The organism is Hydrogenophaga pseudoflava (assembly GCF_031020795.1).
In the GTDB taxonomy this organism is placed as follows: domain Bacteria; phylum Pseudomonadota; class Gammaproteobacteria; order Burkholderiales; family Burkholderiaceae_C; genus Hydrogenophaga; species Hydrogenophaga pseudoflava_A.
Genome location: NZ_JAVHJP010000002.1, coordinates 417,448 through 443,718, shown reverse-complemented (window position 1 = coordinate 443,718; position 26,271 = coordinate 417,448). Strand labels below are relative to the sequence as shown.

Here is a 26,271-nt window from a genome sequence, read left to right as displayed (position 1 = left end):
CTTTCGAGGACACAAGACATGCGCCCCCACTGCCGCCACCTCGCCTCCGCTGCCCCCAGCCTCGTGGCTGCCGTCACGCTCCTGGGAGCTCTGGTCACGCCGCTGGCGTCGGCGCAAGGCGTCTACCGGATCGTGGGTCCCGATGGCAAGGTCACCTATTCCGACCAGCCGCCACCGGCAGCCTCCAGCGCCCGCCCGGTGGCTGGAGCGGGCGGGACCGGATCGTCCGGCCCTGCCCTGCCCACCGAGGTGCGGCAAGCGGCCGGTCGCTACCCTGTGACCCTGTATTCGGGCAACGACTGCGCGCCGTGCGACAGTGGCCGCAGCTTTCTCAGCGCCCGAGGCATTCCTTTTTCCGAAAAAACCGTCAACAGCAGCGACGACTTCGCTGCCTTCAAGCGCCTGAGCGGCGCGAGCAGCCTTCCGCTGCTGACCATTGGCGGGCAGCAACTCAAAGGCTACTCGGCGACGGAATGGGGTCAGTACCTGGACGCGGCGGGATATCCGAAGAAGTCGGTGCTGCCGCCCGGTTACCGCCGCGAAGCCGCCTCCCCGTTGGTGGAAGCCAAGACGGCGCCCCCACCGGCCACTCCGGCCACCAGAACGCCCGCCGGCCAACCGGCCCCGGAAGCACCGCCGGAAGTCCCTGTGACGCCGCCAGCCACCAATCCCAGCGGCATCCGCTTCTGAGCGAGCCACCGGGGGCGGCCGCCCCCCCTTGCCGACGGATCAGAACGTGAGCGTGCGCACCCCACCCGGGGTGCCCAGCAGGCACACGCTGGCTTTCTGATGGGCAAACACCCCGACGGTCACGACACCGGGCCACTGGTTGACTTCGCACTCGAAGGCCAGCGGGTCACCGATCTTCAGGCCCGTGACGTCCAGGATGTGCTGACCGTTGTCGGTCACCAGCGGATGGCCATCCTTGATGCGGAGTTTCGCGGAACCGCCCATGGCCCCGAACTGGCGCGCCAGACGGGCTGCCGCCATCGGAATCACTTCGACCGGCAGCGGAAATGCTCCAAGCACCGGCACCATCTTGGACTCGTCGGCGATGCAGACGAAACGGCCGGACATCGCGGCCACGATCTTCTCGCGGGTCAGTGCGGCCCCCCCGCCCTTCACCATGTAGCCCTTCGCATCGATTTCGTCGGCCCCGTCGATGTACACCGACAGCCCCTCCACCGCCGACGCCTCCAGCACAGGAATGCCGAGCGCCTTGAGCCGCGCAGTGGAGGCCTCCGAACTGGACACTGCACCGGGAATGCGGTCCTTGATGGATGCCAGGGCATCGATGAATTTGTTGACCGTGGAGCCGGTACCGACCCCCACCACTTCGCCCGGCGTCACGTACTGAAGGGCTGCCTGGCCGACCAGGGCTTTGAGTTCGTCTTGGGTCATTTGAGAGAATCAGGGTTTACGCGAATTTGTTGATTATCCGATGTCACTTCTGCCCTACGCGCTCACCCGCCCGCTTCTCTTCGGTCTGGACCCTGAAACTGCGCACGAGTTGACGCTCGACAACATCGCGCGTTTCCAGCACTCGCCGCTGAGCTGCCTGTGGAGCGAGTCGCGCATCGACGACCCCGTGACGGTAGCCGGGCTGAGGTTCCCGAACCGGGTCGGTCTGGCCGCCGGGCTGGACAAGAACGCACGCTGCATCGACGGCCTGGCGGCCATGGGCTTCGGTTTTGTGGAAGTTGGCACTGTCACGCCCAAAGGCCAGCCGGGGAATCCCAGGCCGCGCATGTTCCGCATTCCCGAGCGCCATGCGCTGATCAACCGGCTCGGCTTCAACAACGACGGCCTGGACGCCTTTCTGGCCAACGTTCAGAAGGCGCGGTTTCGAAGCAAGGGCGGCCCTGCCCCCATGCTGCTGGGCCTGAACATCGGAAAAAATGCCGCCACGCCCATCGAGCAGGCCACCAGCGACTACCTGACTTGCCTCGATGGCGTCTACCCGCACGCCGACTACGTGACGGTCAACATCTCCAGCCCGAACACCAAGAACCTGCGCAGCTTGCAGAGCGACGAAGCCCTGGACGCGCTGCTGGGCGCGGTGATGGAGCGGCGCGAGCGCCTGGCGCAACGCCATGGCAAACAGTCTCCGGTGTTCCTGAAGATCGCCCCGGACCTGGACGACGCGCAGATCGGCGTGATCGCAGCGACCCTTCAGCGCTACGGCTGCGACTCCACGGGCCAGCCCAACCAGCGCCTGGGGGTGATCGCCACCAACACCACGCTCAGCCGCGATGCAGTGGCCGGTCTGGCCCATGCCGAGGAGGCCGGAGGCCTCTCGGGAGCGCCGGTTCTGGCTGCCAGCAACCGGGTCATTCGGCAGCTGCGCGGGTCGCTGGGGAAGGGGTTCCCCATCATCGGCGTGGGCGGTGTGCTCAGCGGCGACGATGCCGTGAGCAAGGTGCGCGCAGGGGCGGACTTGGTGCAGATCTACACCGGCCTGATCTACAAGGGTTCTTCCCTGGTACGCGAGGCCGCCCAGGCCCTCAAGGCCGCCCACTGATCAGCGCAACAGGCGCTCCACACGCTCCGCAATGGCCAGACAACTGGTCAACCCCGGCGATTCGATGCCGAAAAGGTTGACCAGCCCAGGCACCCCGTGGACCGTCGGTCCGTCGACGCGAAAATCGGCCGCAGGTTCGTCGGGCCCGTTGATCTTGGGGCGCATGCCTGCATAACCCGGCAACAGGGCGCCATCCGGGAGTTCTGGCCAGTACTTGCGCACCTCGGCATAAAAGGCATCTCCTCGCGCAGGGTCCACCTCCAGGTCCTGAGGATCCTCGGTCCACTGCACGTCGGGACCGAACTTCGCCTGCCCGCCCAGGTCGATGGTGAGGTGAACGCCGAGCCCGGCCAGGTGCTGCGCCGGCTCAGGCGCCGGGTAAACCAGCCGATCGAACGGCGACCGCCCGGCCGCCAACGTGAAGTAGTTGCCTTTGGCGTACCACGCCCGGGGCACGTGCATAAGATCCAGCCCGATCGTGCGTCGCGCCAGGGCACAAGCGTCGAGCCCGGCGGCATTCACCACCGTTGCCGCGGACAGTTCGGTGCCATCGGCGGTCCGGACAACAAAACGCCCACTGGTCGAAACGACTTCCTCGACAGCGGTGTGGCAGACCACCATGCCGCCGGCGTTTTCCAGATCCCCCTGAAGGGCGAGCATCAGGCCGTGGCTGTCGACGATCCCCGTGGAAGGCGACAGCAGGGCCGCCGCGCAATGCAGGCGTTCTTCCAGAGACTGGGCTTCGGCGGCAGTAAGCCGCACCAGATCGTCCACGCCGTTGGCATGTGCCTTGGCCAGGATGCCCGGCAGACCGGCGACCTGTGATGGCGTGTGCGCCACGATCAGCTTGCCGCACCGGCGATGGGCAATGCCACGCGCCGAACAGTAGGCATAGAGCAGCTCGCGCCCGCGCACGCACAGCTGCGCCTTGAGGGAACCGGCCGGGTAGTAGATCCCAGCGTGGATGACTTCGCTGTTGCGCGAGCTCGTGCCCATGCCAATACCGGCCTCGCGCTCAATCACCAGGACCTCCCGCCCAGACAGCGCCAACGCCCGGGCCACCGCCAGCCCGACCACACCGGCACCGATCACCAACACGTCCACCTGGTCCATGCCCGTCTCCCTCGGCAGCCCAAAAAGAAAAAGCCCCAAGCGTTGGCTTGGGGCTTTGACTGGTGGGCGGTGCAGGGTTCGAACCTGCGACCCCTGCCGTGTGAAGGCAGTGCTCTACCGCTGAGCTAACCGCCCGAAAACCTTGTCTGACTTGTCGCCAGATCCGATTGTTCGGAAGCCTCGCATTATAGCCTGATATTTTAAGTTTTTCGCCGAGCACCGAAAATCAAGCTGCAGGAGCGAGTTGACGCCACAGGGTTTTGCCTTTGCAGGCCTTGTCGATGTCCGCCAGCACGGCGTCGTGTGCCGCAGCTTCCTGCTCGTTGGCTGTCAGCACCGGCAGTTCCAGGCGGCTCAGGTCGACCTGGACCAGCTCTTCGCCCACGCTCACCTCGGCCGGAGTGCCCTCTTCCACGATCAGGGCGTCTTGACCCCGGGTCATGTTGATGTAGACATCGGCCAGCAGTTCTGCGTCCAGCAAGGCGCCGTGCAGCGTGCGGCTGGAGTTGTCCACCCCCAGGCGGTCGCACAGCGCGTCCAGGCCATTTCGCTTGCCCGGGAACATCTCCTTGGCCATCACCAGGGTGTCGATCACGCCACCGACGTAGGCCTTGAGAGGCTTGCGGCCCAGACGCTCCAGCTCCTTGTTGAGGAACGAGATGTCGAACGGCGCGTTGTGGATGATCAGCTCAGCGCCAGAGAGGTAGTCGAGGATCTCGTCGGCCAGCTGCGCAAACTTGGGCTTGTCGCGCAGGAACTCGTTGCTGATGCCGTGGACCTTGAGCGCGTCCTCATGGCTGTCGCGCTCGGGGTTGATGTAGTGGTGCAGGTTGTTGCCGGTGAGCTTGCGGTTGAGCAGTTCGACGCAGCCGATCTCGATGATGCGGTCACCGTTTTCGGCCGACAGGCCGGTGGTTTCGGTGTCGAGAACAATCTGTCTCATCAGTGGTTCTCTTTGGCGTGGTTGATCGAGTATTTGGGGATCTCGATGGTCACATCCTGCTGCGCCAGGATCGCCTGACACGACAGGCGAGAGTTGGGCTCCAGGCCCCAGGCGCGGTCGAGCAGATCCTCTTCCGCCTCATCAAGCTCACCCAGGCTGTTGAAGCCTTCGCGCACCACCACATGGCACGTGGTGCAGGCGCAGCTCATATCGCAGGCGTGCTCGATCTTGATGTCGTTGTCCAGCAGCGCCTCGCAGATCGACGTGCCGGCGGGCGCGCTGATGCTGGCGCCCTGGGGGCAGTACTCGGGATGCGGGAGGATCTTGATCGTGGGCATGGGGTTCAGACTTCTTCGACTTTGCGGCCCGCGAGCGCTTGCTGGATGCCGCGGTTCATGCGCTGGGCCGCAAAGGGTTCGGTGCCCTTGGCAAGGGCCTGGGTGGCGGCTTCGATGTCGGCGGCGCTGCCATCGGCCGCCACCGAAGCCAGCGTGTGGATCAGGGCGTTGATGGCCTCGCGTTCCGCCGCGTCCAGCAGGTCACCGTCGGCAGCCAGCGCGCTGCGGGTGGCCGCGATCATGCGGTCCGCGTCAACACGGGCTTCGACCAGCGCCCGCGCCGCCATGTCCTGCTGCGCGGTGCTGAAGCTGTCCTGCAGCATGGCCGCGATCTGTTCGTCGGACAGGCCGTAGGCCGGCTTGACGTCGATCCTGGCTTCGACACCGCTGCCCTGCTCCTTTGCGGTGACCGACAGCAGGCCATCGGCGTCGACGGTGAACGTGACGCGGATACGCGCCGCACCGGCCGCCATGGGCGGAATGCCACGCAGCGTGAAGCGAGCCAGACTGCGGCAGTCGGCCACGAGATCGCGTTCGCCCTGCACCACGTGCAGCGCCAGCGCGGTCTGACCGTCCTGGTAGGTGGTGAAGTCCTGCGCACGGGCCGTGGGGATGGTGCTGTTGCGCGGCACGATCCGTTCGACCAGCCCGCCCATGGTCTCGATGCCCAGCGACAGCGGAATCACGTCCAGCAGCAGCAGGTCACCGTCCTGGCTGTTCCCAGCCAGGGCGTTGGCCTGGATGGCCGCACCCAGGGCCACCACTTCGTCCGGGTTGAGGTTGGTCAGCGGCTCACGGCCGAAAAAGCCACCCACGCTGCGGCGGATCACCGGCATGCGGGTCGAGCCGCCGACCATCACCACGCCTTGCACATCGTCCCGCGTCACACTGGCATCGCGCAGCACTTTGCGCACAGCGCTCATGGTGCGAGCGGTCAGCTCGGCGGTGCAGCTCTCGAATTCTTCGCGGCGCACCGACTGTTCAATGGCCCGACCGTCCACCTCGGCGCGGAACACCACCTCGTCGTGCGCGGTCAGCTGTTCCTTCACGCGCCGCGCCTCGCGGTGCAAGGCCGCGCGCTCGGCCGCATCCGCCACCGGCCCCAGGCCCGCCTGCTGCAGCACCCAGGCGGCCAGTGCCTGGTCGTAATCGTCGCCGCCGAGAGCCGAGTCGCCGCCGGTGGCCATGACCTCGAACACACCACGCGTCAGGCGCAGGATCGAGATGTCAAAGGTGCCGCCACCGAGGTCGTAGATGGCGTAGACGCCCTCGCTGCCGTTGTCCAGCCCATAGGCAATGGCCGCGGCGGTCGGCTCGTTGATCAGGCGCAGCACATTGATGCCGGCCAGTTGCGCAGCGTCCTTGGTGGCCTGGCGCTGGGCGTCGTCGAAGTACGCGGGCACGGTGATCACGGCGCCGAACAGCTCGTCGTCAAAGCTGTCTTCGGCCCGGAAGCGCAGCGTGGCCAGGATTTCGGCGCTCACCTCCATCGGGGTCTTGCGCCCGGCGACGGTCTCCACCACGGCCATGCCGTTGTCGTCGACAACGGTGTAAGAGAGCTTGTCCACGTCGACCACCTGATCGCGCCGACGCCCCATCAGGCGCTTGACCGAACTGATCGTGTTGGCCGGGTCACCGACCTGCGCGGCCAGCGCGTCGAAACCGATCTGGCGACCGGCCCCCCCGAGCTGGGGATCGAGGTAGCGCACCACACTGGGCAGGATGGCCCGCCCGTCGAGCGCCGGCAGGCATTCGGCCACCCCATGGCGCACCGCGGCCACCAGGGAATGGGTGGTGCCCAGGTCGATGCCGACCGCCACGCGCCGCTGGTGTGGGTCAAGGGACTGACCGGGTTCGGATATCTGCAGGAGTGCCATGGACGGAAGAGGGAAAACGGGTGAGAGACCAGCGCAACCCGCTATTGTCCCAGCTGTTCGAGACGGCTCTCGACGTCGCGCGCAAAACGCTCAACGAACATGAGGGCTCTGACCTGCCCGGCCAACGCGGCCCAGTCCTGCTGCACATCAGCGGTCTGCTGCAGCTCCCCCAGCAGGCGCTTGCGGGCAGCGGCCACCTCGTCGGCCAAGTCTTCCACCACGGAGGCCGAAGACGCCTCTTCGAGCGCCTCCCGCCATTCCATCTGCTGCATCAGGAAGGCCGGCGGCATGGCGGTGTTGTTCTCGGCCTGGACGGAAGCACCATGCAATTCGCACAGATAGGCCGCCCGCTGCAGAGGATCCTTCAGGCGCTGGTAGGCCTCGTTGATGCGGACCGACCACTGCATGGCCTGCCGCTGTGTCTGGGCATCGGCCGCCGCATGGCGATCCGGGTGCACCTCGCGCTGCAGGGCCTTCCAGCGTTCGTCCAGTACGGCGCGGTCAAGGGCGTACGCCGGTGGCAGTTCGAAAAGTTCGAAGTCGTTGGATTGGAGGTTCATTCCCGGAATTAGACCCGGAAACTCTCTCCACAGCCGCAGCGGTCACGCTCGTTCGGATTGTGGAACTTGAAGCCCTCGTTCAGGCCTTCGCGCACGAAGTCCAGCTGCGTGCCATCGATGTAGGGCATGCTCTTGGGGTCCACCAGCACCTTCACACCGTTCTCTTCGAACACCACATCCTCGGGCGCGATCTCGTCGGCGTATTCCAGCTTGTAGGCCAGGCCCGAGCAACCGGTGGTCTTGACACCCAGGCGCACGCCCACGCCCTTGCCCCGTTTGGCAAGGTAACGCGTGACGTGGCGGGCCGCGGCTTCAGAAATCGTGACGGACATGGCAGAGCTCAGTTCGCGTGCTTCTTGCGGTAGTCGTCCACCGCGGCCTTGATCGCGTCTTCGGCCAAGATGGAGCAGTGGATCTTCACCGGCGGCAGCGCCAGCTCTTCGGCGATTTCGCTGTTTTTCAGCGCGGCCGCCTCGTCCAGCGTCTTGCCCTTGACCCATTCGGTCACCAGCGAGCTGGAGGCAATGGCCGAACCGCAGCCGTAGGTTTTGAAACGCGCGTCCTCGATCACTCCGGTCTGCGGATTGACCTTGATCTGCAGCTTCATTACGTCGCCACAGGCGGGAGCACCGACCATGCCGGTGCCGACGGACTCGTCGCCCTTGTCGAACGAGCCGACGTTGCGGGGGTTTTCGTAGTGGTCAACGACTTTTTCAGAATAGGCCATGATGTTTTCTCCTTCAGACGTTCAGTGGGCGGCCCACTGAATGGTGGACAGATCAACGCCGTCCTTGAACATTTCCCACAAGGGAGACAACTCGCGCAGCTTGGCGACGTTGTCCTTGATGGTGGCGATCGCGTAGTCGATTTCTTCTTCGGTGGTCCAGCGGCCGATGGTCATGCGCAGACTGCTGTGGGCCAGTTCATCGCTGCGGCCCAGGGCGCGCAGCACGTAGCTGGGCTCCAGACTGGCCGAAGTGCAGGCCGAGCCCGACGACACCGCCAGGCCCTTGATGCCCATGATCAGCGACTCGCCCTCGACGTAGTTGAAGCTCATGTTCAGGTTGTGCGGCACGCGCTGCGTCTCGTGGCCGTTGATGAACACCTCTTCGATGTCCTTCAGACCCGCCACCATGCGGTCGTGCAGCGCGCGAATCCGCTTGTTTTCTTCGTGCATCTCTGCCTTCGCAATGCGATAGGCCTCGCCCATGCCCACGCACTGGTGGGTGGGCAGTGTGCCCGAGCGCATGCCACGCTCGTGGCCACCGCCGTGCATCTGCGCCTCGATGCGGATGCGCGGCTTGCGGCGCACGTACAGCGCACCGATGCCCTTGGGACCGTAGGTCTTGTGGCTGGTCAGGCTCATCAGGTCGACCGGCAGGCTCGTGAGGTCGATGTCCACCCGGCCGGTGGCCTGCGCCGCGTCCACATGGAAGATCACGCCTTTCTCTCGGCAGATCGCACCGATCGCCGCGATGTCCTGGATCACGCCAATCTCGTTGTTCACAAACATGACCGAAGCCAGGATGGTGTCGGGGCGGATCGCGGCCTTGAACGCATCCAGGTTGACCAGCCCGTCGGCCTGCACGTCGAGGTAGGTGACCTCGAAGCCCTGGCGCTCCAGTTCGCGGCAGGTGTCCAGCACGGCCTTGTGCTCGGTCTTGACCGTGATGAGGTGTTTGCCCTTGGTCTTGTAGAAGTGCGCGGCCCCCTTGAGGGCAAGGTTGTTGGACTCGGTGGCCCCCGAGGTCCAGACGATTTCGCGCGGATCGGCGTGGATCAGGGCCGCCACTTGCTCGCGGGCGGTTTCGACGGCCTTCTCGGCCTCCCAGCCCCAGGCGTGGCTGCGCGAGGCCGGATTGCCGAAGTGTTCGCGCAACCAGGGGATCATCGCGTCCACCACCCGCGGGTCGCAGGGATTGGTGGCGCTGTAGTCCATGTAGATCGGGAAATGCGGCGTGCTCATGGCGACAGTTCTTGAGTTATTTGGAATCGTGGGACCGGATGAAAGCCTGCCCTGAATGGGCGGACAGATCTGGCTCGGGACCGGTGCGGGCACCGGCCCCGCTCATTTGGAGAGGGCCGCGCCTCCGAGCGCGAACACCGAGTTCGGCGCATTGACGCGGATCGGCTTGACCACCGGGGCGCTGGAGATTGCCCGCTTAATCATGGGTGCGTTCTCCACCACCACGCCCTTGGCGATCTGTTCGTCCACCAGCGACTGCAGCGAAACCGAGTCGAGGAAGTCCACCATTTTGGCGTTCAGCTGGGCCCACAACTCGTGGGTCATGCAGCGGTTGCCTTCGCCGAGGCAGTTTTCCTTGCCCCCGCACTGGGTGGCGTCGATCGGCTCGTCCACCGAGACGATGATGTCCGCGACCGTGATTTCCGCGGCCTTGCGGCCCAGGGTGTAGCCGCCGCCGGGACCCCGGGTCGACTCCACCAGTTCGTGACGGCGCAGTTTGCCGAACAGCTGCTCGAGATAGGACAGCGAAATCTGCTGGCGCTGGCTGATGGCAGCCAGCGTGACGGGACCGTTGTTCTGGCGCAGAGCCAAGTCAATCATGGCGGTGACCGCGAAGCGGCCTTTGGTCGTGAGGCGCATGGGGTGCTCCTGTTCGTGAGGTTTGGCTGCCGTTGATGGTTGCACCGTCTGCCTTCTGGGCACACGTTCAACCGCTTCTCCACCCACCCGAGCCACACAGGGTGGCTGCAACGTCAACTCGGTATCCGACTGTTTTTATCGAGTATACACCAATAGCCCAGTGTTTCGCTCAGGCTTGGACCACTCCGGACTGTCCAGCCTCTGGTCGGGCCGGCTGTGCGTCGGCCCGCGGCACCGGGAAGAGGAACCTCACTCTTGTACCGGGCTGCGCGTCCTCGAACAGCACCTCCACACCGAGTTCGGCCGCTCTGAGACGGATGTTGCCCATTCCCCGCCCTCCGCCGCCGGTCGAACCGTCGTCGAGCCGCCCCAGCCCCACACCATCGTCGGACACGCAAAGCTCGACCTGCTCACCCAGATCACGGGTGCTCACAGTGACCCGCCGCGCCCGCGCGTGCTTGAGCACGTTTGCAAACACCTCCTGCAGGCAGCGGAACACATGCAGCACGCCCCGGGCCTCCAGGCCCGGAATCGGAGGCACCTCCTCCACCTGCCACACCAGTTCCACGCCCGCCGCCTGCATCGCCGGCGCAATGCGCTGCCGCAAGGTGCCCAGGATGGTCGGCAGGTCCCCGTCCATGGGTTCCAGGGAGTCCAGGGTCATGCGCAGGTCTTCCAGCGCATGGTGAAGCATGGCGGCCATCGCCGAGGTGTCGACATGGGGTCCACTGCCGCGGACCACGTTGAGCGCCTGGACCAGCTGGCTGCCCAGGCCATCGTGCATGTCGCGCGTGAGGCGGCGGCGCTCGGCCTCCAGCACGCGCTGGCTCTCCACCAGACGCAGACGCTCGAACAGCCGCTGCAGCTCACCTTCGCGCTCGCCCACCTTGCGCGAGAGCTCCGCGTTGAGCAGCCGGACCTGCTCCATGGCCGCCGACACCCTGCGCACCAGCACCCAGCCCAGGGCGTACATCAGCATCAGCGACCCCACGGTCATCCAGCGGATGTCGGCATCGCCGGGCAGCCCCATGTTCACCACCGCGAAGTCCCGCACTCCGGTGGCCATGGTGGCGGCACCAAACACGATGGTGAGCCGCTGGTTGGCATCCAGCCCCCAGCGCGCCCGGTGGAACAGCTTGACGAGCGCCACCGCCGACGTCAGCGTGATGACCGCCATCCAGAGCTGGTACATGGCGTAGCTGCTGAAGTACACGGTGACCGCCAGCCAGAAGGGACCGAGCCACAACAGCCCGTGCACAAAGTTGCGGATCAGGCCCTGCCGGTAGTCGAACAGGTCCCACATGAAGAGATACAGGAATCCGCAGTAGGCCGTGAACGAGAGCTTCTGCAGGTAGTACCAGAGCTCGAAGGACATCGGCGGCGTTTCCAGCGGCGTCAGCCCCAGCCGCACCGCCCAGGCGAAGGTCGCCGCGGCCAGCAGGCCGAAAAGCCGTTCGCGGGTGTTCAGCCACAGGAGCAGGGCCATCAGACCCAGCATCAGCGACACGGCGGCCACCATCCAGGTCACGTAGACCTGCCACCACATCAGGTCGGCGTGGCGCTGGACCAGCGCATCGGCCAGGCCGATCTGCACCTGCGACAGGCCGCTCTTGCGCAACGGCTGACCACGCACCTCGATCTCGATCCGGTTGTCCGCCGGCTCGGCCGCCAGCCAGGCGCGCGGCAGCTGCACGATCTGGGGCACCAGCGAGGTGTCCACGAAACCGTCGTACGACCAGAACCGGTCGGCCACCTCCTGGCCGTTGAGCCACACCCGGTACCGCGCTCCGACCCGCGGGAGCAGCATGGCCAGCGGGGCCTGGTCGCCATCGCTGTAGGACAGGCCGGCGGGCCAAGGCAACCTGTACCGCGCTTCGCCGTCCCAGCGAGGCGTCTGGTCGTCCCAGACATGCGGAAGCACCACCTCGGACACCTGCAGGACGCCCGCCTGCAGGCGCTCCACTTGGGCCTGCCGGACCACCTGGGCGCCCTCGACTGCACTGGTGCGCGAGACCCAGACCAGACCAGCGATGCCCACCGCCAGCAGCATGCCCGCCCACCAGTAGGCCGGCGTTGCCAGCAGCCGCCGCGTCAGGGCGCCTGCCCGGCTCACAGCAACCCCCGCTCCTGGGCGGCGCGGACCACCTGGACCCGGCTGTGAACCGCCAGCTTGCGGTAGAGGTTCTTGATGTGGGAGCCCACCGTGGCGGGCGATATGCACAGCCGCTGGGCAATCTCCTTGTTGACATAGCCCTGAGCCACCAGCCGGAGCACCTCGGTCTCCCGGTCCGACAGCAGCACCTCTTGGAGCTCCTGGGCAGCAGCCGGTGCATCCTGCACCCAGCGGAACTGCCGCAGCAGCATCCGCGCCAGCAAGGGGGAAATCGGTGCGCCGCCGGCCCGGATCTGCTCAATGGCGGTGATCAGCTCCTCGGGCGCACAGCCCTTGAGCACATAGCCTGTCGCACCGGCCTGCAACGCCGCCACGAGGCGGGACTCGTCTCCGAACACGGTGAACACCAGCAACTCGGCGTCGGGGTGTTCGACGGCCAGCCAGTGCAGCAGATCCTCGCCCCGCCCGTCGGGCAGACCGAGGTCGACCAGAAACACATTGGCGTTGGCGTGCAGCGCGTGCTCCAGCGCGTGGTGACGGCTGACCGACACGCCGACCAGTTGCCACTGCGGCCGGGACTGGAAGGCCTGCCGCACAAACGGAAGGATGGCGGGATCGTCTTCGATCAGGTAGATGCGCGTGTCATCGTCCGTCTGTGCGGACTGCTGCAACGCTCGCGGTGCGGTGTTCATGCGTGAACGAAAAGACTTGTTGCGGGCACCGCGACCTGGCACCTGGATGCCGACCCCAGCGCGGCGCCTCGGCCGGTATTGTGCGGCACGCCGTCAGGCCACCTTGTCCTCTCCTGCGGCACCGAACAGCCGTTCCTTGAGGCGAGCCAGCTGGTCGCGCACGGACGCGGCCCTCTCGAATTCGAGGTTGCGCGCGTGCTCCAGCATCTGCTTTTCCAGCCGCTTGATCTCCCGCGCAGCGTCCTTTTCGTCCAGCGCCTCCAGGTCGGCCTGCTGCGCGCTCGCGGCCGCGAGGCGGTCGGCCTCCCGGCCGGCCTTCTCGCTGTACACCCCGTCGATCAGGTCCTTGATGCGCTTGACCACTCCCTTGGGCGTGATGCCGTTCGCTTCGTTGAACGCGATCTGCTTGGCCCGGCGCCGCTCGGTTTCGTCCATCGCTTTCTTCATCGAGTCGGTGATGCGGTCGGCGTAGAGAATGGCCTTGCCGTTGAGGTTGCGCGCCGCGCGACCGATGGTCTGGATCAGGCTGCGCTCGGCGCGCAGGAAGCCTTCCTTGTCGGCGTCCAGGATCGCCACCAGGGACACCTCGGGAATGTCCAGGCCTTCGCGCAGCAGGTTGATACCCACCAGCACGTCAAAGGCGCCCAGCCGCAGGTCGCGGATGATCTCCACCCGCTCGACCGTGTCGACGTCGCTGTGCAGGTAGCGCACCTTGACGCCGTTCTCGGTCAGGTAGTCGGTGAGCTGTTCGGCCATGCGCTTGGTCAGCGTGGTGATGAGCACGCGCTCAGCCTGCTCCACCCGCAGCCGGATTTCCTGCAGCACATCGTCGACCTGGTGTGTGGCGGGCCGCACCTCGACCACCGGATCGACCAGCCCGGTCGGGCGCACCACCTGCTCCACCACGTTCCCGGCGTGGGTCTTCTCATAGTCAGCCGGTGTGGCGGAGACGAAGATGCACTGCCGCATGCGCACCTCGAACTCCTCGAACTTCAGCGGCCGGTTGTCGAGCGCGCTGGGCAGGCGGAAACCGTACTCGACCAGCGTGGTCTTGCGCTGCCGGTCGCCGTTGTACATGGCGTTGAGCTGGCCGATCATCTGGTGGCTCTCGTCCAGGAACATGATGGCGTCGCGCGGCAGGTAGTCGGTCAGCGTGGCCGGCGGGTCGCCCGGCGCGCTGCCGGCCAGGTGGCGCGAGTAGTTCTCGATGCCCTTGCAGTGCCCCACCTCGCTGAGCATCTCGATGTCGAAGCGGGTGCGCTGCTCCAGCCGCTGCGCCTCCACCAGCTTGCCCATGCCCACCAGCTGCGCCAGCCGCTCGCGCAGCTCCTCCTTGATGGCTTCCACGGCGCTGAGCACCTGCTCGCGCGGCGTCACGTAGTGGCTGCTGGGGTAGACGGTGAAGCGCGGGATCTTCTGCCGCACCTTGCCCGTGAGCGGATCGAACAGCTGCAGGCTTTCCACCTCGTCGTCGAACAGCTCGATGCGGATCGCCATCTCGGAATGTTCGGCCGGGAACACGTCGATGGTGTCGCCACGCACGCGGAACTTGCCGCGGCTGAAATCCTGCTCGTTGCGGCTGTACTGCATGCGCACCAGCTGCGCGATCAGGTCGCGCTGGCCGGCCTTGTCGCCCACGCGCAGCGTCATCACCATCTGGTGATAGCTCTCGGGCTTGCCGATGCCGTAGATGGCCGAGACGGTGGCCACGATCACCACGTCGCGCCGCTCCAGGATGCTCTTGGTGCAACTCAGCCGCATCTGCTCGATGTGCTCGTTGATCGCGCTGTCCTTCTCGATGAACAGGTCGCGCTGCGGCACATAGGCCTCGGGCTGGTAGTAGTCGTAGTAGCTGACGAAGTACTCGACCGCGTTCTTGGGGAAGAACTCGCGAAATTCGGAATACAGCTGCGCGGCCAGCGTCTTGTTGGGCGCGAACACAATGGCCGGGCGCCCGATGCGGGCGATCACGTTGGCCATGGTGAAGGTCTTGCCCGAGCCGGTCACGCCCAGCAGGGTCTGGAACACCTCGCCGTCCTCAATGCCTTCCACCAGACCGGCGATCGCCGTGGGCTGGTCGCCGGCCGGCGGGTACGGCTGGAACAGTTCGAACGGGGAATCGGGGAAGCGGACGAAGGTGCCGTCTTGCTTTTCCGTGATGACTTCAGAGAGATCCGGCATGGGCGCAGTCAACGAGTGGTGAGGAGCGGCCGTTAAAATTGGCCGAACCCGGCACACTACACCACGCCCGGACTCTTCGCTACTGACAACCCTCCGAGGATCTTCATGTCCCTGTTCTCCGCCGTCGAAATGGCCCCCCGCGACCCGATCCTGGGTCTGAACGAACAATTCGCTGCCGACACCAACCCCAACAAGGTCAACCTGGGCGTGGGCGTGTATTTCGATGACAACGGCAAACTGCCCCTGCTGGAGTGCGTGAAGGCCGCCGAAAAGGCCATGATGGACAAGCCGGCCGCCCGCGGCTATCTGCCGATCGACGGCATCGCCGCCTACGACGCCGCCGTGAAGGGTCTGGTGTTCGGCGCCGACTCCGACGTGGTCAAGTCCGGTCGCGTGGCCACGGTGCAGGCCATCGGCGGCACCGGCGGTCTCAAGATCGGTGCCGACTTCCTCAAGAAGGTCAGCCCCAATGCCACCGTGCTCATTTCCGACCCGAGCTGGGAAAACCACCGTGCGCTGTTCACCAACGCCGGCTTCGCGGTCGACACCTACCCCTACTTCGACCAAAGCGCCAACGGTGGCCTGGGCGGCATCAATTTCGATGGCATGCTGGCCAAGCTGAACAGCGCTGCCGAAGGCACCATCGTGCTGCTGCACGCCTGCTGCCACAACCCGACCGGCTACGACATCACCGCCGCCCAGTGGGACCAGGTGATCGCCGTGGTGAAGGCGCGCAACCTGACCGCCTTCCTGGACATGGCCTACCAGGGCTTCGGTTACGGCATCGCCGAAGACGGCGCCGTGATCGCCAAGTTCGTGGCCGCCGGCCTGAACATCTTCGTGTCCACCAGCTTCTCCAAGAGCTTCAGCCTGTACGGCGAGCGCGTGGGCGCCCTGAGCGTGGTGGGCAGCAGCAAGGAAGAAACCGACCGCGTGCTGAGCCAGCTCAAGATCGCGATCCGCACCAACTACTCCAACCCGCCGACCCACGGTGGCGCCATCGTGGCCGCCGTGCTGGGCAACCCGGAGCTGCGCGCCCTGTGGGAAAAGGAACTGGGCGAGATGCGCGTGCGCATCAAGGCCATGCGCCAGAAGCTGGTTGAGGGCCTGAAGGCCGCTGGCGTGAACAAGGACATGTCCTTCATCACCACCCAGATCGGCATGTTCAGCTACTCCGGCCTGTCCAAGGACCAGATGGTGCGTCTGCGCAACGAGTTCGGGGTATATGGCACGGACACCGGCCGCATGTGCGTGGCCGCCCTGAACAGCAAGAACATCGACTACGTCTGCCAGGCGATTGCCAAGGTGGTTTGATTTTTCTCACGCCTTCCACCCCAAAGCCGCTCATCGAGCGGCTTTTTTTGTGCCTCTTCGCACTGTTTGCCCGATCTGACCGTGCAAAACTTGGCTTTCGCCGCGGCCGATTCGTTTCACGAAGGTGACAATCCTGCGCTGCGAATTAGGTGTTATTCCCCTCTGGACTGGGGGAGCCACCTGCTATATTGCACTGCAACATAACCTTTTCCCACAGCCATGCTCTACCAGATCTACGAAACCCAGCGATCGATCATGGAACCCTTCGCCGACCTGGCCGAAGTGACCGCGAAGCTGTTCAGCAACCCCATGTCTCCGCTCGGTCAGCTGCCCATGGCGCAACGGATCTCCGCGGGCTACGACCTGCTGCACCGGCTGGGGAAGGACTACGAGAAGCCGACCTTCAGCATCCCGACGGTGAATGTGGACGGCGTGGAGGTCGCGATCTACGAGCGAGTGGAAATCGACAAGCCGTTCTGTGAGCTGCGCCGCTTCAAGCGCTTCTCGGACGACACCACGACCCTGGCCAAGCTGAAGGGCCAGCCGGTGGTGCTGATCGTGGCGCCGCTCTCGGGCCACTACGCCACGCTGCTGCGCGACACGGTCAAGACCATGCTCAAGGACCACAAGGTCTACATCACCGACTGGAAGAATGCGCGCCTGGTGCCGCTGTCGGAAGGCGAGTTCCACCTGGACGACTACGTCAACTATGTGGAGGAGTTCATCCGCTACCTGCAGAAGAACTACGGCAACTGCCACGTGATGAGCGTGTGCCAGCCGACCGTGCCGGTGCTGGCCGCCGTCTCGCTGATGGCTTCGCGCGGCGAGACCACACCGCTGTCGATGACCATGATGGGTGGACCGATCGACGCCACCAAGTCGCCCACCGCGGTGAACAACCTGGCCACCCAGCGCAGCCACAGCTGGTTCGAGAACAACGTCATCTACCGCGTGCCGGACAAGTTCCCCGGTGCCGGCCGCCGTGTGTACCCCGGCTTTCTGCAGCACACCGGCTTTGTGGCGATGAACCCCGACCGCCACGCCAGCAGCCACTACGACTACTTCCGCGACCTGATCAAGGGCGACAACGAGAGCGCCGAAGCCCACCGCAAGTTCTACGACGAGTACAACGCCGTGCTCGACATGGACGCCGACTACTACCTGGAAACCATCAACACGGTGTTCCAGGAGTTCAAGCTGGTCAACGGCACCTGGGACGTGAAGGGTACGAACGGCAAGACCGAGCGGGTCCGTCCGCAGGACATCAAGACCTCCGGCCTGCTGACCGTCGAGGGCGAGCTGGACGACATCTCCGGCTCGGGTCAGACCGCCGCCGCGCACGAACTGTGCACCGGCATTCCCAAGACCCACCAGATGCATTACGAGGCCAAGGGCGCGGGCCACTACGGCATCTTCAGTGGCCGCCGCTGGCGCGAGATGGTCTATCCGGTGGTCAAGAGCTTCATCCTGGCCCACCAGCCTGCCAAAACCGGCGACCTTGCAGCGCCCGCCCCGCGCGCCGCGGTGCCCACGGCTCCTGCGACGCCAGCGGCCAAGCGCCCTGCGGCCAAGAAAACCACGCGCAAGACCGCCTGACGGCCACCCCGGGGCGGCGGATGCCCCCCGGGTACACTCGCGCCCCATGAACGAACTGGCCCGGCGCATCGATGCCGCACTGCCCCAGACGCAGTGCACCCGCTGCGGCTACCCGGACTGCGCGAGCTACGCCCAGGCCGTGGCGGCCGGCGAGGCAGGTATCAACCAGTGCCCTCCCGGTGGCCGCGAAGGTATCGAGCGCCTTGCCGCCCTCACCGGCCGCGCCGCCACACCGCTCAACCCGGCCAACGGGATCGAAGGTCCGCTCACTCTGGCGGTGATCGACGAGGACTGGTGCATCGGCTGCACCCTGTGCATCAAGGCCTGCCCCACCGACGCGATCGTGGGCAGCAACAAGCGCATGCACACCGTCATCGAGCCCTACTGCACGGGCTGCGAACTCTGCATCCCGGTCTGTCCAGTGGACTGCATCTCGCTGGAAGTGGTGAGCGAGGAGCGCACCGGATGGGACGCCTGGACGCCCGCGCAGGCCCTGCAGGCCCGGGAACGTTACGCCCGGCACACGGTCAGGCTGGTACTTGAGCAGCAGGAGCACGAGGACCGCCTGGAGGCGAAGGCCCGCATGAAGCTGGCCGACCTGGCGGCGCACTCGCAGCACACCGACCCGGAGGTGCTCGACCGGAAACGCGCCGTGATCGAGGCCGCGCTGGCCCGCGCCCGCGAGCGCCGCGGCCTGGGCTGACTCAGACCGTCAGCGACTTGTAGACCCCGCAGCCGACGTACAGGTCGTCGACTTTGGTGACGTAGGACATCTTGGTCTGCACGGCTCCGCTCTGCGGATTGGTGATGTCGTACTCGACCCAGCCCGGCTCCAGTTCGGCCTGGGCCACGATGGCTTCCAGCAGCGAGGCACCGTCCACTCCCGGGATGTCCTGAACGCGGCCGCCCACCTTCTCCGGCTTGCCGCCGAAGGCGCGGTAAGCCCCGCTGCGGTCGAGCGCGAAGACGTACATGTCGCGGTCGTGGAAGTTCTGCGCCGGATCGGTGATCTGGTTCACGAAGCCCTCGCGCCCACTGCGGGCCCGCAGTTCGAGCGCCCGCTGGACCAGCCCCATCGCCTCCTCGGCCGCACCCTGCTGAAGCTGGAAGGACGACACGGCCTGCGCCAGCGTGGCGGCCCGGCCTTCGAGCTGGGTGGCCTGCTGGACCGCGCGCTCCACCATGCGGGCATTGCGCTGGGTGATTTCGTCGAGCTGGCCCACGGCGGACGAGATCTCGCTCAGGCCGCTGCTCTGCTCAGCGCTGGCGGAGGAAATCAGCGACATGTTGGCGGCCACGCCGCGCACCCCGTTGACGATCTCGGTCATGCTCGTGCCGGCCGCCCGGATCTGGGCCACGCTGGTCGTGACCTGCTGGCCGGAGGCCTCGATCAGCTCCCGGATCTCCCGCGACGACGCGGCCGAGCGCTGGGCCAGGCTGCGCACTTCCGCCGCCACGACGGCAAAGCCGCGCCCCTGCTCGCCGGCCCGTGCTGCCTCGACGGCGGCGTTCAGCGCCAGGATGTTGGTCTGGAACGCGAGGCTGTCGATGACGCCGATGATTTCGTTCATCTGCTGCGCGCTCTTCTGGATGCCCTCGACCGACTCGACCGCCCGCACCATGGCCTGTGCGCCGCTCTCGGCGATGTCGCGCACGCGGGAGGCCTGGGTGTCCGAGTCGCCCGCGGTCTGGGCGTTGCGCTGCACCGTGCTGGAGAGTTCCTGCACGCTGGCGGCGGTCTGCTCCAGGTTGGCCGCCTGCTGCTCGGTCCGATCGGCCAGCTCGCGGTTGCCCGTGGCCAGGCTCTTGCCGGCGTAGGCGACCAGGGCGGAGTTGCTGCGCACCTCGGCCACCATGGCCGACAGATTGCCGATCATGCCCTCCAGCTGTGCGGCCAGATCGGCCAGCTCGTCGCTGCCGCGGACCATCACATGCGCCCGCAGGTTGCCGCGGGCGGTTTCACTCATTACCTGGCTGACGTGCCGGAAGTCGATCACGAAGCTGAAATAGAACGAGGTGAGCAGGTAAGCCATGGCCGCCAGCCCCAGCACGGCAGCGCCGACAGCCTCCCAGCGAAGGAGCTCGGCCGCGTCCTTGCGTTCTTCCAGTCGCTGCGTCAGGCGGCCCAACACCGCGCTCTGGTAAGACTGAGCCGCTGAGATGGCCGCGGTGCCGGCGGCAAAGTAATCGGCGGCTGCGACCTTGCCCGAGCCATCGGTGGCGCCCAGCGCCAGCACCACGAACGCCTCGGAGGCCTTGATGGCCTCTTCGGCCGGAAGACCGGTCTCGCCGTAGCGTTGGGCGAAGGCGGTGGCGAACCGGAAGTCGTCCGTATCACCCGCGAGCGCCTGCAGCTGGGAGCGCAGGCCCACGCCATCACTGCCCACGCCTTCGGGGCGGCTGAGCAGCCCTGCGCCTTCTCCCCTCAGCCGGGCGATACGCTCGGTCCACGGCACTGCGCGGGAGACCACAATGTCCATGAGGAAGTAGCTTGCGGGATCGGGGTCGAACAGCAGGCTGGAGCGTTCGCCGGTCGTGTACATGAGCCGCTTGATGTCGGCAATGAGGGTGGTGTGGGTGTCGAACGCCTGTTCCCGGGAGAGCTTCTCGGTGTCCGCCAGGCGCTGCACACGCGCTTCCAGACCCCGCCAGTCTTGCGCGAGGCCAAACTCATCCCGCGCTGTCAACGCGGTGCCTGCGGCGGTCAGAGCGCCGGGCAGGGATTCGCGGGTCTTGTCGAGGGAGGAGCGCGCGGCCGAGCTGCCCGCCAGCAGCATGTTCGTCTGCCCCCGGTGGGTCTGGACCAGCGTCACCAGATGACCCAGTGCAGCGATGCCCTGTGCGCCCTGGATTTCATCGTCCAGGACATGGATGTCGTCCGAGATGCGTTGCACCAGCGACACGCACACCACCAGCAGCGGAATGACGATCACCATCGCAAGAATCCCCAGCTTGACGGGGAGTCGCAGTTTGCGCATCAGCCACACGCCGGGCGCGAAAGGTTGAAATCGAGGCATGGCCAGACAGCTCCTTATTGCGGATTTGGTTCTCTATCGGCAATCCAGCGGCGGCATTGAATAGGGAAGGACCCGGATGCGGTGCCCGTCAGTGAAACTGGGGCAGCCCGGACTGGCGGGCCTGGAAATGCCGGAACAGCTGCACCGACAGCAGCCTCAGGGTTTCATCGTCCAGGTTCTGTCCGTGAACCAGTTGCTGCAGCGCGTAGCACTTGTCGCTGAGCATCAGCGGCCGGCTGATCGACATGCCGTGACCAGCCATCCGCAGGCTGAAGGCCTCCAGCAGGTCGGCGGGCCAGGGCAGCGCCGGCTCTCGTTCGCGCCAGGCCGAAGGCTTGCTCGCCCACCGGTGGTCGCCTTGCGACATCTGGGGAGCGCGGCGAAGAGCGGTATCGTTCTGGCTCGGCGGTTCGTGGGTGCCCATGGCGGACTCCTCGGAATGTGGACAGGGGGACTCCAGCGTAGAACCAGAGACCTCCCTGCAATGCACCGAACAGCGCAGTTCTTCCGTGCCAGTTCCGCCCGCATGGACCCGGCGGCACAATCCGCGCATGACCGCGACCGCTCATCTCATCAAACTGACCGCCCGCCCAGCGGGCACGCCATCCCTCGACCACCCGCGCCCCGAGCGCCTGTTGCGCGGAAACCCCATGCGCGAAACCTGGAACCTGGTCGACGAGGGCCTGCCGGCCGGTCAGGTGTACTGCGGCGTCTGGCGCTGCGAGCCGGGGCACTGGCGCATTGCCATGGGACCGACCGAGCGTGAACTGTTCACCGTGCTCGATGGGCGCTGCCGGGTACACGATGCACGGGGCGGCTTTGAGGAAGCCGGGCCGGGAGAAGGCCTCTACATCCCGCCCGGATTCGAGGGCGCGTTCGAGGTGCTGGAGCCCCTGACCAAGACCTACATGATCTGCGAGTGAGGCCCTCGCGCCATTAAAAAACCCCGCCAGGCGTGTACCCGGCGGGGCTGTCTCCTCGGCTCTTGTGGGGTCAACCGGGCTGCATGGCCAGCTTTGCGAAAGCGTCCACCACCTCGGGTGGTGCCTGCACCAGTTCGATCAGCACGCCCTCGCCTGCGATCGGGAACGCCTCGTTGGCCTTGGGGTGCAGGAAGGTGATGTCAAAACCGGCGGCGCCCTTGCGGATGCCGCCGGGCGCAAAGCGCACGCCCTGGGCCGTGAGCCACTCCACCGCCACCGGCAGGTCGTCGATCCACAGGCCGATGTGGTTGAGCGGTGTGGCGTGCACGGCCGGCTTTTTCTCGGGGTCCATGGGCTGCATCAGATCCACCTCGACCTTGAACGGGCCGCTGCCGATGGCACAGATGTCTTCGTCCACGTTCTCGCGTTCGCTCTGGAAGCTGCCGGTCTTCTCCAGTCCCAGCATGTCCACCCACAGGGTCTGCAGGCGCAGCTTGTCGGGCCCACCGATGGCGATCTGCTGGACGCCCAGCACCTTGAAGGGACGTGGGGTACCTTTCATTTTTCGAACTCCACGATGGGCTGGTCGACCACCAGGGACTCGCCCTTGCCGGCCATGACCTTGGCCACCACGCCGTCGGCCGCGGCGAACAGCACGTTCTCCATCTTCATGGCCTCGATCACGGCCACCCGTTCGCCGGCCTGCACCTTCTGGCCGACCTGCACCGCCACGTCCACCAGCAGGCCCGGCATGGGCGAGAGCACGTATTTGCTCATGTCCGGCGGCGCCTTGAACGGCATCAGCCTGTGCAGTTCGGCCATGCGCGGGGAGACCACCATGGTCTCCAGCTTGGTGCCGTTGTGCTGCACCACCAGGGCCAGCGGGTTCTTGGCCGAGCCGCGCTCCATTTGCGCAGTGAAGGGCTGGCCGTTGCACTCGCCCGTGATGACGATGTCGTTCAGACGCGAGGGCGAGCTGATCTTGAAGCGCTTCTCGCCGACGGTAACGGAGGCGTAGCCGGTCTCGCCGACGAACTCGTCCACATGCACGGGGGTGTAGCCGTGCTGGCCGCTGGCCGAGAGACTGATGACCACGTAGTCCTTGCCCACCTTGACGCCGTAGCCAGGAAGCTGGCCCGAGATGCCGGTGGCGCGCTCACGGCTCTTGCGGCGCACGAACGCGGCCAGGGCCACGAGGAAGTCCGGATCGCTGTGCGGCACGTCCTCGGCACGGAAGCCGCTGGCGTAGTGCTGGGCGATGAAGCCGGTGTTGAAGTTTCCCGAGACGAAGTCCGGGTGCGCCAGCAGCGCGGCCTGGAACGGGATGTTGCTGTTGATGCCGCGGATCACGAAGCCGTTGAGGGCCTCGCGCATCTTGGCGATGGCGTCGTTGCGGTCCTTGCCGTGCACGATGAGCTTGGCGATCATCGAGTCGTAGTACATCGGTATCTCGCCGCCCTCGAACACGCCGGTGTCCACGCGCACGCCGTGCTTGTGCGCGGTGTCGGCCTGCCACATGGTCTCGGTCGGTGGCGTGAAACGCACCAGGCGGCCGGTGGACGGCAGGAAGTTGCGGAACGGGTCCTCGGCGTTGATGCGGCACTCCATGGCCCAGCCGTCGCGCTTCACATCGGCCTGGGTGAAGGTCAGCTTCTCGCCGGCCGCCACGCGGATCATCTGCTCCACCAGGTCCAGGCCGGTGATGCACTCGGTCACCGGGTGCTCCACCTGCAGACGGGTGTTCATTTCCAGGAAGTAGAAGTCCTGGTCCTTGCCGACCACGAACTCCACCGTGCCGGCGCTCTGGTACTTGACCGCTTTGGCCAGGGCCACGGCCTGCTCGCCCATGGCCTTGCGCGTGGCGTCGCTGATGAAGGGCGATGGTGCCTCTTCGATCACCTTCTGGTGGCGGCGCTGGATGGAGCACTCGCGCTCGTTGAGGTACAGCACGTTGCCGTGGCTGTCGCCCAGGATCTGGATCTCGATGTGGCGCGGCTGTTCGACGAACTTCTCGATGAAGATGCGGTCGTCACCGAAGCTGTTGCGGGCCTCGTTCTGGCAGGCGGTGAAACCTTCCAGCGCTTCCTTGTCGTTGAAGGCCACGCGCAGGCCCTTGCCGCCGCCACCGGCCGAGGCCTTGATCATCACCGGGTAGCCGATGCCCTTGGCGATCTCCACCGCCCGCTCGGCCGAGGGGATGGGGTCGTTGTAGCCGGGGATGGTGTTGACCTTGGCCTCGTTGGCCAGCTTCTTGGAGGCGATCTTGTCGCCCATGGCCGCGATGGAGTGGGCCTTGGGGCCGATGAAGGCGATGCCTTCCTTTTCGCAGCGCTCGGCGAAGGCCTCGTTCTCGGACAGGAAGCCGTAGCCGGGGTGGATGGCCTCGGCGCCGGTCTTCTTCGCGGCCTCGATGATCTTGTCGGCCACCAGGTAGGACTCGCGCGAGGGCGCCGGGCCCAACAGCACGGCCTCGTCGGCCAGGCGCACGTGGCGCGCTTCCTTGTCGGCCTCGGAGTACACGGCCACGGTGGCGATGCCCATCTTGCGGGCGGTGGCGATGACGCGGCAGGCGATTTCGCCGCGGTTGGCGATCAGGATTTTCTTGAACATGTCGGTCTCCTAGAAGGGAGCAAATGTGTTGTTGGTTCGACGGCGGTTCGCTGTGCCCGCCTTGGGCACGGTGTGCCTGCCTGCGCTCATGTCCCCCGCCGGCCTGCGGCCGGCTCCTCCTTTACTTCGCTGCGACAGGCACACCGCGCCCAAGGCTGCGAAGGAGGAAAAGGCGCTGCAGACCGAACGCAAGCCAACCGGCATCGGGTGGCGCGGGCGTTTTGCGCAGGTAAAGGAGGAGCGCGAAGCGAGGGGGACACGGAGCAAAACGCCCGCGCCACCCGATGCCGCGCCAGAGACGAGAAAAGCACACACGACAGACATCAGAGCGGAATGTTGCCGTGCTTGCGCCACGGGTTCTCGATCTTCTTGTCCTTGAGCATCACCAGCGAACGGCAGATGCGCTTGCGGGTCTCGGACGGCAGGATCACGTCGTCGATGAAGCCGCGCGCGCCGGCCACGAAGGGGTTGGCGAAGCGGGCCTTGTACTCTGCCTCGCGCTCGGCCAGCTTGGCCGGGTCCTTCTTCTCCTCGCGGAAGATGATTTCCACGGCGCCCTTGGCGCCCATCACCGCGATTTCGGCGTTCGGCCAGGCGAAGTTCACGTCGCCGCGCAGGTGCTTGGAGGCCATCACGTCGTAAGCGCCGCCATAAGCCTTGCGGGTGATCACCGTGATCTTGGGCACCGTGCACTCGGCGTACGCGTAGAGCAGCTTGGCGCCGTGCTTGATGATGCCGCCGTACTCTTGAGAAGTGCCGGGCATGAAGCCGGGCACGTCGACGAAGGTCACCACGGGGATGTTGAACGCATCGCAGAAGCGCACGAAGCGCGCGGCCTTGATGGAGCTCTTGATGTCCAGGCAGCCGGCCAGCACCAGCGGCTGGTTGGCCACGATGCCCACGGTCTGACCGTCCATGCGCGCGAAGCCCACGATGATGTTCTTGGCGTAGTCGGGCTGGATCTCGAAGAAGTCGCCGTCGTCGACCGTCTTGAGGATCAGTTCCTTCATGTCGTACGGCTTGTTCGGGTTGTCCGGCACCAGCGTGTCCAGGCTCTTGTCCATGCGGTCGATCGGGTCGCCGCTGGGGCGCACCGGCGCCTTTTCCCTGTTGTTGAGCGGCAGGTAGTTGTAGAGGCGGCGCAGCATCAGCAGCGCTTCCACATCGTTCTCGAACGCGCCGTCGGCCACGCCGCTCTTGCTGTTGTGCGTCACGGCGCCGCCCAGCTCCTCGGCGGTCACTTCCTCGTGCGTCACCGTCTTCACCACCTCGGGGCCGGTCACGAACATGTAGGAGCTGTCCTTGACCATGAAGATGAAGTCGGTCATGGCGGGCGAGTACACCGCGCCACCCGCGGAGGGCCCCATGATCATGCTGATCTGAGGGATCACGCCCGAAGCCATCACGTTGCGCTGGAACACCTCGGCGTAGCCGCCGAGCGAGGCCACGCCTTCCTGGATGCGGGCGCCGCCCGAATCGTTGAGGCCGATCACCGGGGCGCCGACCTTCATGGCCTGGTCCATGATCTTGCAGATCTTCTCGGCGTGCGCTTCGGACAGCGCGCCGCCGAAGACGGTGAAGTCCTGGCTGAACACGAACACCAGGCGGCCGTTGATCATGCCGTAGCCGGTGACCACGCCGTCACCGGGGACCTTCTGGTCCTGCATGCCGAAGTCCACGCAGCGGTGTTCGACAAACATGTCCCATTCTTCGAAGGTGCCTTCGTCGAGCAGCACCTCGATGCGCTCACGCGCGGTGAGCTTGCCCTTGCTGTGCTGGGCGGCGATGCGCTTCTCGCCGCCGCCCAGGCGCGCCGCCGCGCGCTTCTTTTCCAGTTGGTCCAGGATGTCTTGCATGGTGGTCTCTCC

At 66.0% G+C, this 26,271-nt stretch carries 24 protein-coding genes and 1 tRNA gene; 6 read left to right on the top strand and 19 right to left on the bottom strand.

What is annotated here, in order from left to right:
- Nucleotides 1–18: 18 nt before the first annotated feature.
- Nucleotides 19–690, top strand: a complete 672-nt coding sequence (locus RCO38_RS07830; RefSeq protein WP_308327734.1) for a glutaredoxin family protein — start codon at nucleotides 19–21, stop codon at nucleotides 688–690.
- Nucleotides 691–729: 39 nt separating this feature from the next.
- Here RCO38_RS07830 and rpiA read toward each other — a convergent pair whose 3' ends face one another.
- Nucleotides 730–1,401 carry a ribose-5-phosphate isomerase RpiA gene (gene rpiA, locus RCO38_RS07825; protein ID WP_308327733.1) on the bottom strand — a complete coding sequence of 224 codons (672 nt, stop codon included), beginning with the start codon at nucleotides 1,399–1,401 and terminating at the stop codon, nucleotides 730–732.
- 40 nt (nucleotides 1,402–1,441) lie between these two features.
- Between rpiA and RCO38_RS07820 the strand changes: the two genes are divergently transcribed.
- Nucleotides 1,442–2,521 (top strand): quinone-dependent dihydroorotate dehydrogenase, encoded by a 1,080-nt coding sequence (locus RCO38_RS07820; protein WP_308327732.1) that lies wholly within the window; start codon nucleotides 1,442–1,444, stop codon nucleotides 2,519–2,521.
- Here the strand turns inward: RCO38_RS07820 and RCO38_RS07815 are convergent, their stop codons facing one another.
- From RCO38_RS07815 to uvrB, 13 genes are all read right to left on the bottom strand, one after another.
- A complete protein-coding gene (locus tag RCO38_RS07815) occupies nucleotides 2,522–3,634 on the bottom strand; it encodes an NAD(P)/FAD-dependent oxidoreductase (protein ID WP_308327731.1) in 1,113 nt (370 codons plus the stop codon).
- A 60-nt stretch (nucleotides 3,635–3,694) separates the two neighbouring features.
- Nucleotides 3,695–3,769: transfer RNA gene (locus RCO38_RS07810), tRNA-Val, on the bottom strand.
- A 91-nt stretch (nucleotides 3,770–3,860) separates the two neighbouring features.
- On the bottom strand, nucleotides 3,861–4,577 hold the full coding sequence (gene dnaQ, locus RCO38_RS07805) for a DNA polymerase III subunit epsilon (RefSeq protein ID WP_308327730.1): 717 nt from the start codon (nucleotides 4,575–4,577) through the stop codon (nucleotides 3,861–3,863).
- Nucleotides 4,577–4,915 carry an ISC system 2Fe-2S type ferredoxin gene (gene fdx, locus RCO38_RS07800; RefSeq protein WP_308327729.1) on the bottom strand — a complete coding sequence of 113 codons (339 nt, stop codon included), beginning with the start codon at nucleotides 4,913–4,915 and terminating at the stop codon, nucleotides 4,577–4,579. Before fdx ends, dnaQ begins: the two co-directional genes overlap by 1 nt.
- 5 nt (nucleotides 4,916–4,920) lie before the next feature.
- Nucleotides 4,921–6,792, bottom strand: coding sequence for a Fe-S protein assembly chaperone HscA (hscA, locus tag RCO38_RS07795; RefSeq protein WP_308327727.1), 1,872 nt, complete (start codon nucleotides 6,790–6,792; stop codon nucleotides 4,921–4,923).
- A 41-nt stretch (nucleotides 6,793–6,833) separates the two neighbouring features.
- The gene (gene hscB, locus RCO38_RS07790; protein WP_308327726.1) at nucleotides 6,834–7,352 is read right to left on the bottom strand and encodes a Fe-S protein assembly co-chaperone HscB; all 519 of its coding nucleotides are present in this window, start codon (nucleotides 7,350–7,352) and stop codon (nucleotides 6,834–6,836) included.
- 8 nt (nucleotides 7,353–7,360) lie between these two features.
- Entirely contained in the window at nucleotides 7,361–7,684 is a 324-nt protein-coding gene (gene iscA, locus RCO38_RS07785) for an iron-sulfur cluster assembly protein IscA (RefSeq protein WP_066151399.1), read from the bottom strand.
- A gap of 8 nt (nucleotides 7,685–7,692) precedes the next feature.
- Entirely contained in the window at nucleotides 7,693–8,079 is a 387-nt protein-coding gene (gene iscU / locus RCO38_RS07780; RefSeq protein WP_066151401.1) for a Fe-S cluster assembly scaffold IscU, read from the bottom strand.
- A 21-nt stretch (nucleotides 8,080–8,100) separates the two neighbouring features.
- Nucleotides 8,101–9,318 (bottom strand): IscS subfamily cysteine desulfurase, encoded by a 1,218-nt coding sequence (locus tag RCO38_RS07775; protein ID WP_308327725.1) that lies wholly within the window; start codon nucleotides 9,316–9,318, stop codon nucleotides 8,101–8,103.
- Nucleotides 9,319–9,420: 102 nt separating this feature from the next.
- Entirely contained in the window at nucleotides 9,421–9,957 is a 537-nt protein-coding gene (iscR, locus tag RCO38_RS07770; protein ID WP_066259878.1) for a Fe-S cluster assembly transcriptional regulator IscR, read from the bottom strand.
- A gap of 169 nt (nucleotides 9,958–10,126) precedes the next feature.
- Nucleotides 10,127–12,070 carry a sensor histidine kinase gene (locus RCO38_RS07765; RefSeq protein WP_308327724.1) on the bottom strand — a complete coding sequence of 648 codons (1,944 nt, stop codon included), beginning with the start codon at nucleotides 12,068–12,070 and terminating at the stop codon, nucleotides 10,127–10,129.
- Nucleotides 12,067–12,762: a response regulator transcription factor gene (locus RCO38_RS07760; RefSeq protein ID WP_308327723.1), complete on the bottom strand. Its 696-nt coding sequence runs from the start codon at nucleotides 12,760–12,762 to the stop codon at nucleotides 12,067–12,069. Before RCO38_RS07760 ends, RCO38_RS07765 begins: the two co-directional genes overlap by 4 nt.
- 93 nt (nucleotides 12,763–12,855) lie before the next feature.
- Entirely contained in the window at nucleotides 12,856–14,943 is a 2,088-nt protein-coding gene (uvrB, locus tag RCO38_RS07755) for an excinuclease ABC subunit UvrB (RefSeq protein ID WP_308327722.1), read from the bottom strand.
- A 105-nt stretch (nucleotides 14,944–15,048) separates the two neighbouring features.
- Here uvrB and RCO38_RS07750 point away from each other — a divergent pair, with 105 nt between their 5' ends.
- The 3 genes from RCO38_RS07750 to rsxB all read left to right on the top strand — a co-directional run bounded on the left by RCO38_RS07750 (nucleotide 15,049) and on the right by rsxB (nucleotide 18,556).
- On the top strand, nucleotides 15,049–16,257 hold the full coding sequence (locus RCO38_RS07750) for an amino acid aminotransferase (protein WP_308327721.1): 1,209 nt from the start codon (nucleotides 15,049–15,051) through the stop codon (nucleotides 16,255–16,257).
- 219 nt (nucleotides 16,258–16,476) lie between these two features.
- The gene (locus tag RCO38_RS07745; protein ID WP_308327720.1) at nucleotides 16,477–17,853 is read left to right on the top strand and encodes a polyhydroxyalkanoate depolymerase; all 1,377 of its coding nucleotides are present in this window, start codon (nucleotides 16,477–16,479) and stop codon (nucleotides 17,851–17,853) included.
- A gap of 46 nt (nucleotides 17,854–17,899) precedes the next feature.
- Complete coding sequence (gene rsxB / locus RCO38_RS07740) at nucleotides 17,900–18,556, top strand: electron transport complex subunit RsxB (protein ID WP_308327719.1); 657 nt, start codon at nucleotides 17,900–17,902, stop codon at nucleotides 18,554–18,556.
- Nucleotide 18,557: 1 nt separating this feature from the next.
- Here rsxB and RCO38_RS07735 read toward each other — a convergent pair whose 3' ends face one another.
- Nucleotides 18,558–20,870: a methyl-accepting chemotaxis protein gene (locus RCO38_RS07735; protein WP_308327718.1), complete on the bottom strand. Its 2,313-nt coding sequence runs from the start codon at nucleotides 20,868–20,870 to the stop codon at nucleotides 18,558–18,560.
- Nucleotides 20,871–20,958: 88 nt separating this feature from the next.
- A complete protein-coding gene (locus RCO38_RS07730) occupies nucleotides 20,959–21,294 on the bottom strand; it encodes a hypothetical protein (protein WP_308327717.1) in 336 nt (111 codons plus the stop codon).
- 127 nt (nucleotides 21,295–21,421) lie between these two features.
- Between RCO38_RS07730 and RCO38_RS07725 the strand changes: the two genes are divergently transcribed.
- Entirely contained in the window at nucleotides 21,422–21,793 is a 372-nt protein-coding gene (locus RCO38_RS07725) for a cupin domain-containing protein (RefSeq protein WP_308327716.1), read from the top strand.
- A gap of 70 nt (nucleotides 21,794–21,863) precedes the next feature.
- On the opposite strand, the gene RCO38_RS07720 is transcribed toward RCO38_RS07725, so the two are convergent.
- From RCO38_RS07720 to RCO38_RS07710, 3 genes are all read right to left on the bottom strand, one after another.
- Complete coding sequence (locus tag RCO38_RS07720; RefSeq protein WP_308327715.1) at nucleotides 21,864–22,355, bottom strand: VOC family protein; 492 nt, start codon at nucleotides 22,353–22,355, stop codon at nucleotides 21,864–21,866.
- Nucleotides 22,352–24,403 carry an acetyl-CoA carboxylase biotin carboxylase subunit gene (gene accC, locus RCO38_RS07715; RefSeq protein ID WP_308327714.1) on the bottom strand — a complete coding sequence of 684 codons (2,052 nt, stop codon included), beginning with the start codon at nucleotides 24,401–24,403 and terminating at the stop codon, nucleotides 22,352–22,354. Before accC ends, RCO38_RS07720 begins: the two co-directional genes overlap by 4 nt.
- A 323-nt stretch (nucleotides 24,404–24,726) precedes the next feature.
- Complete coding sequence (locus tag RCO38_RS07710; RefSeq protein WP_308327713.1) at nucleotides 24,727–26,259, bottom strand: acyl-CoA carboxylase subunit beta; 1,533 nt, start codon at nucleotides 26,257–26,259, stop codon at nucleotides 24,727–24,729.
- Nucleotides 26,260–26,271: the final 12 nt, after the last annotated feature.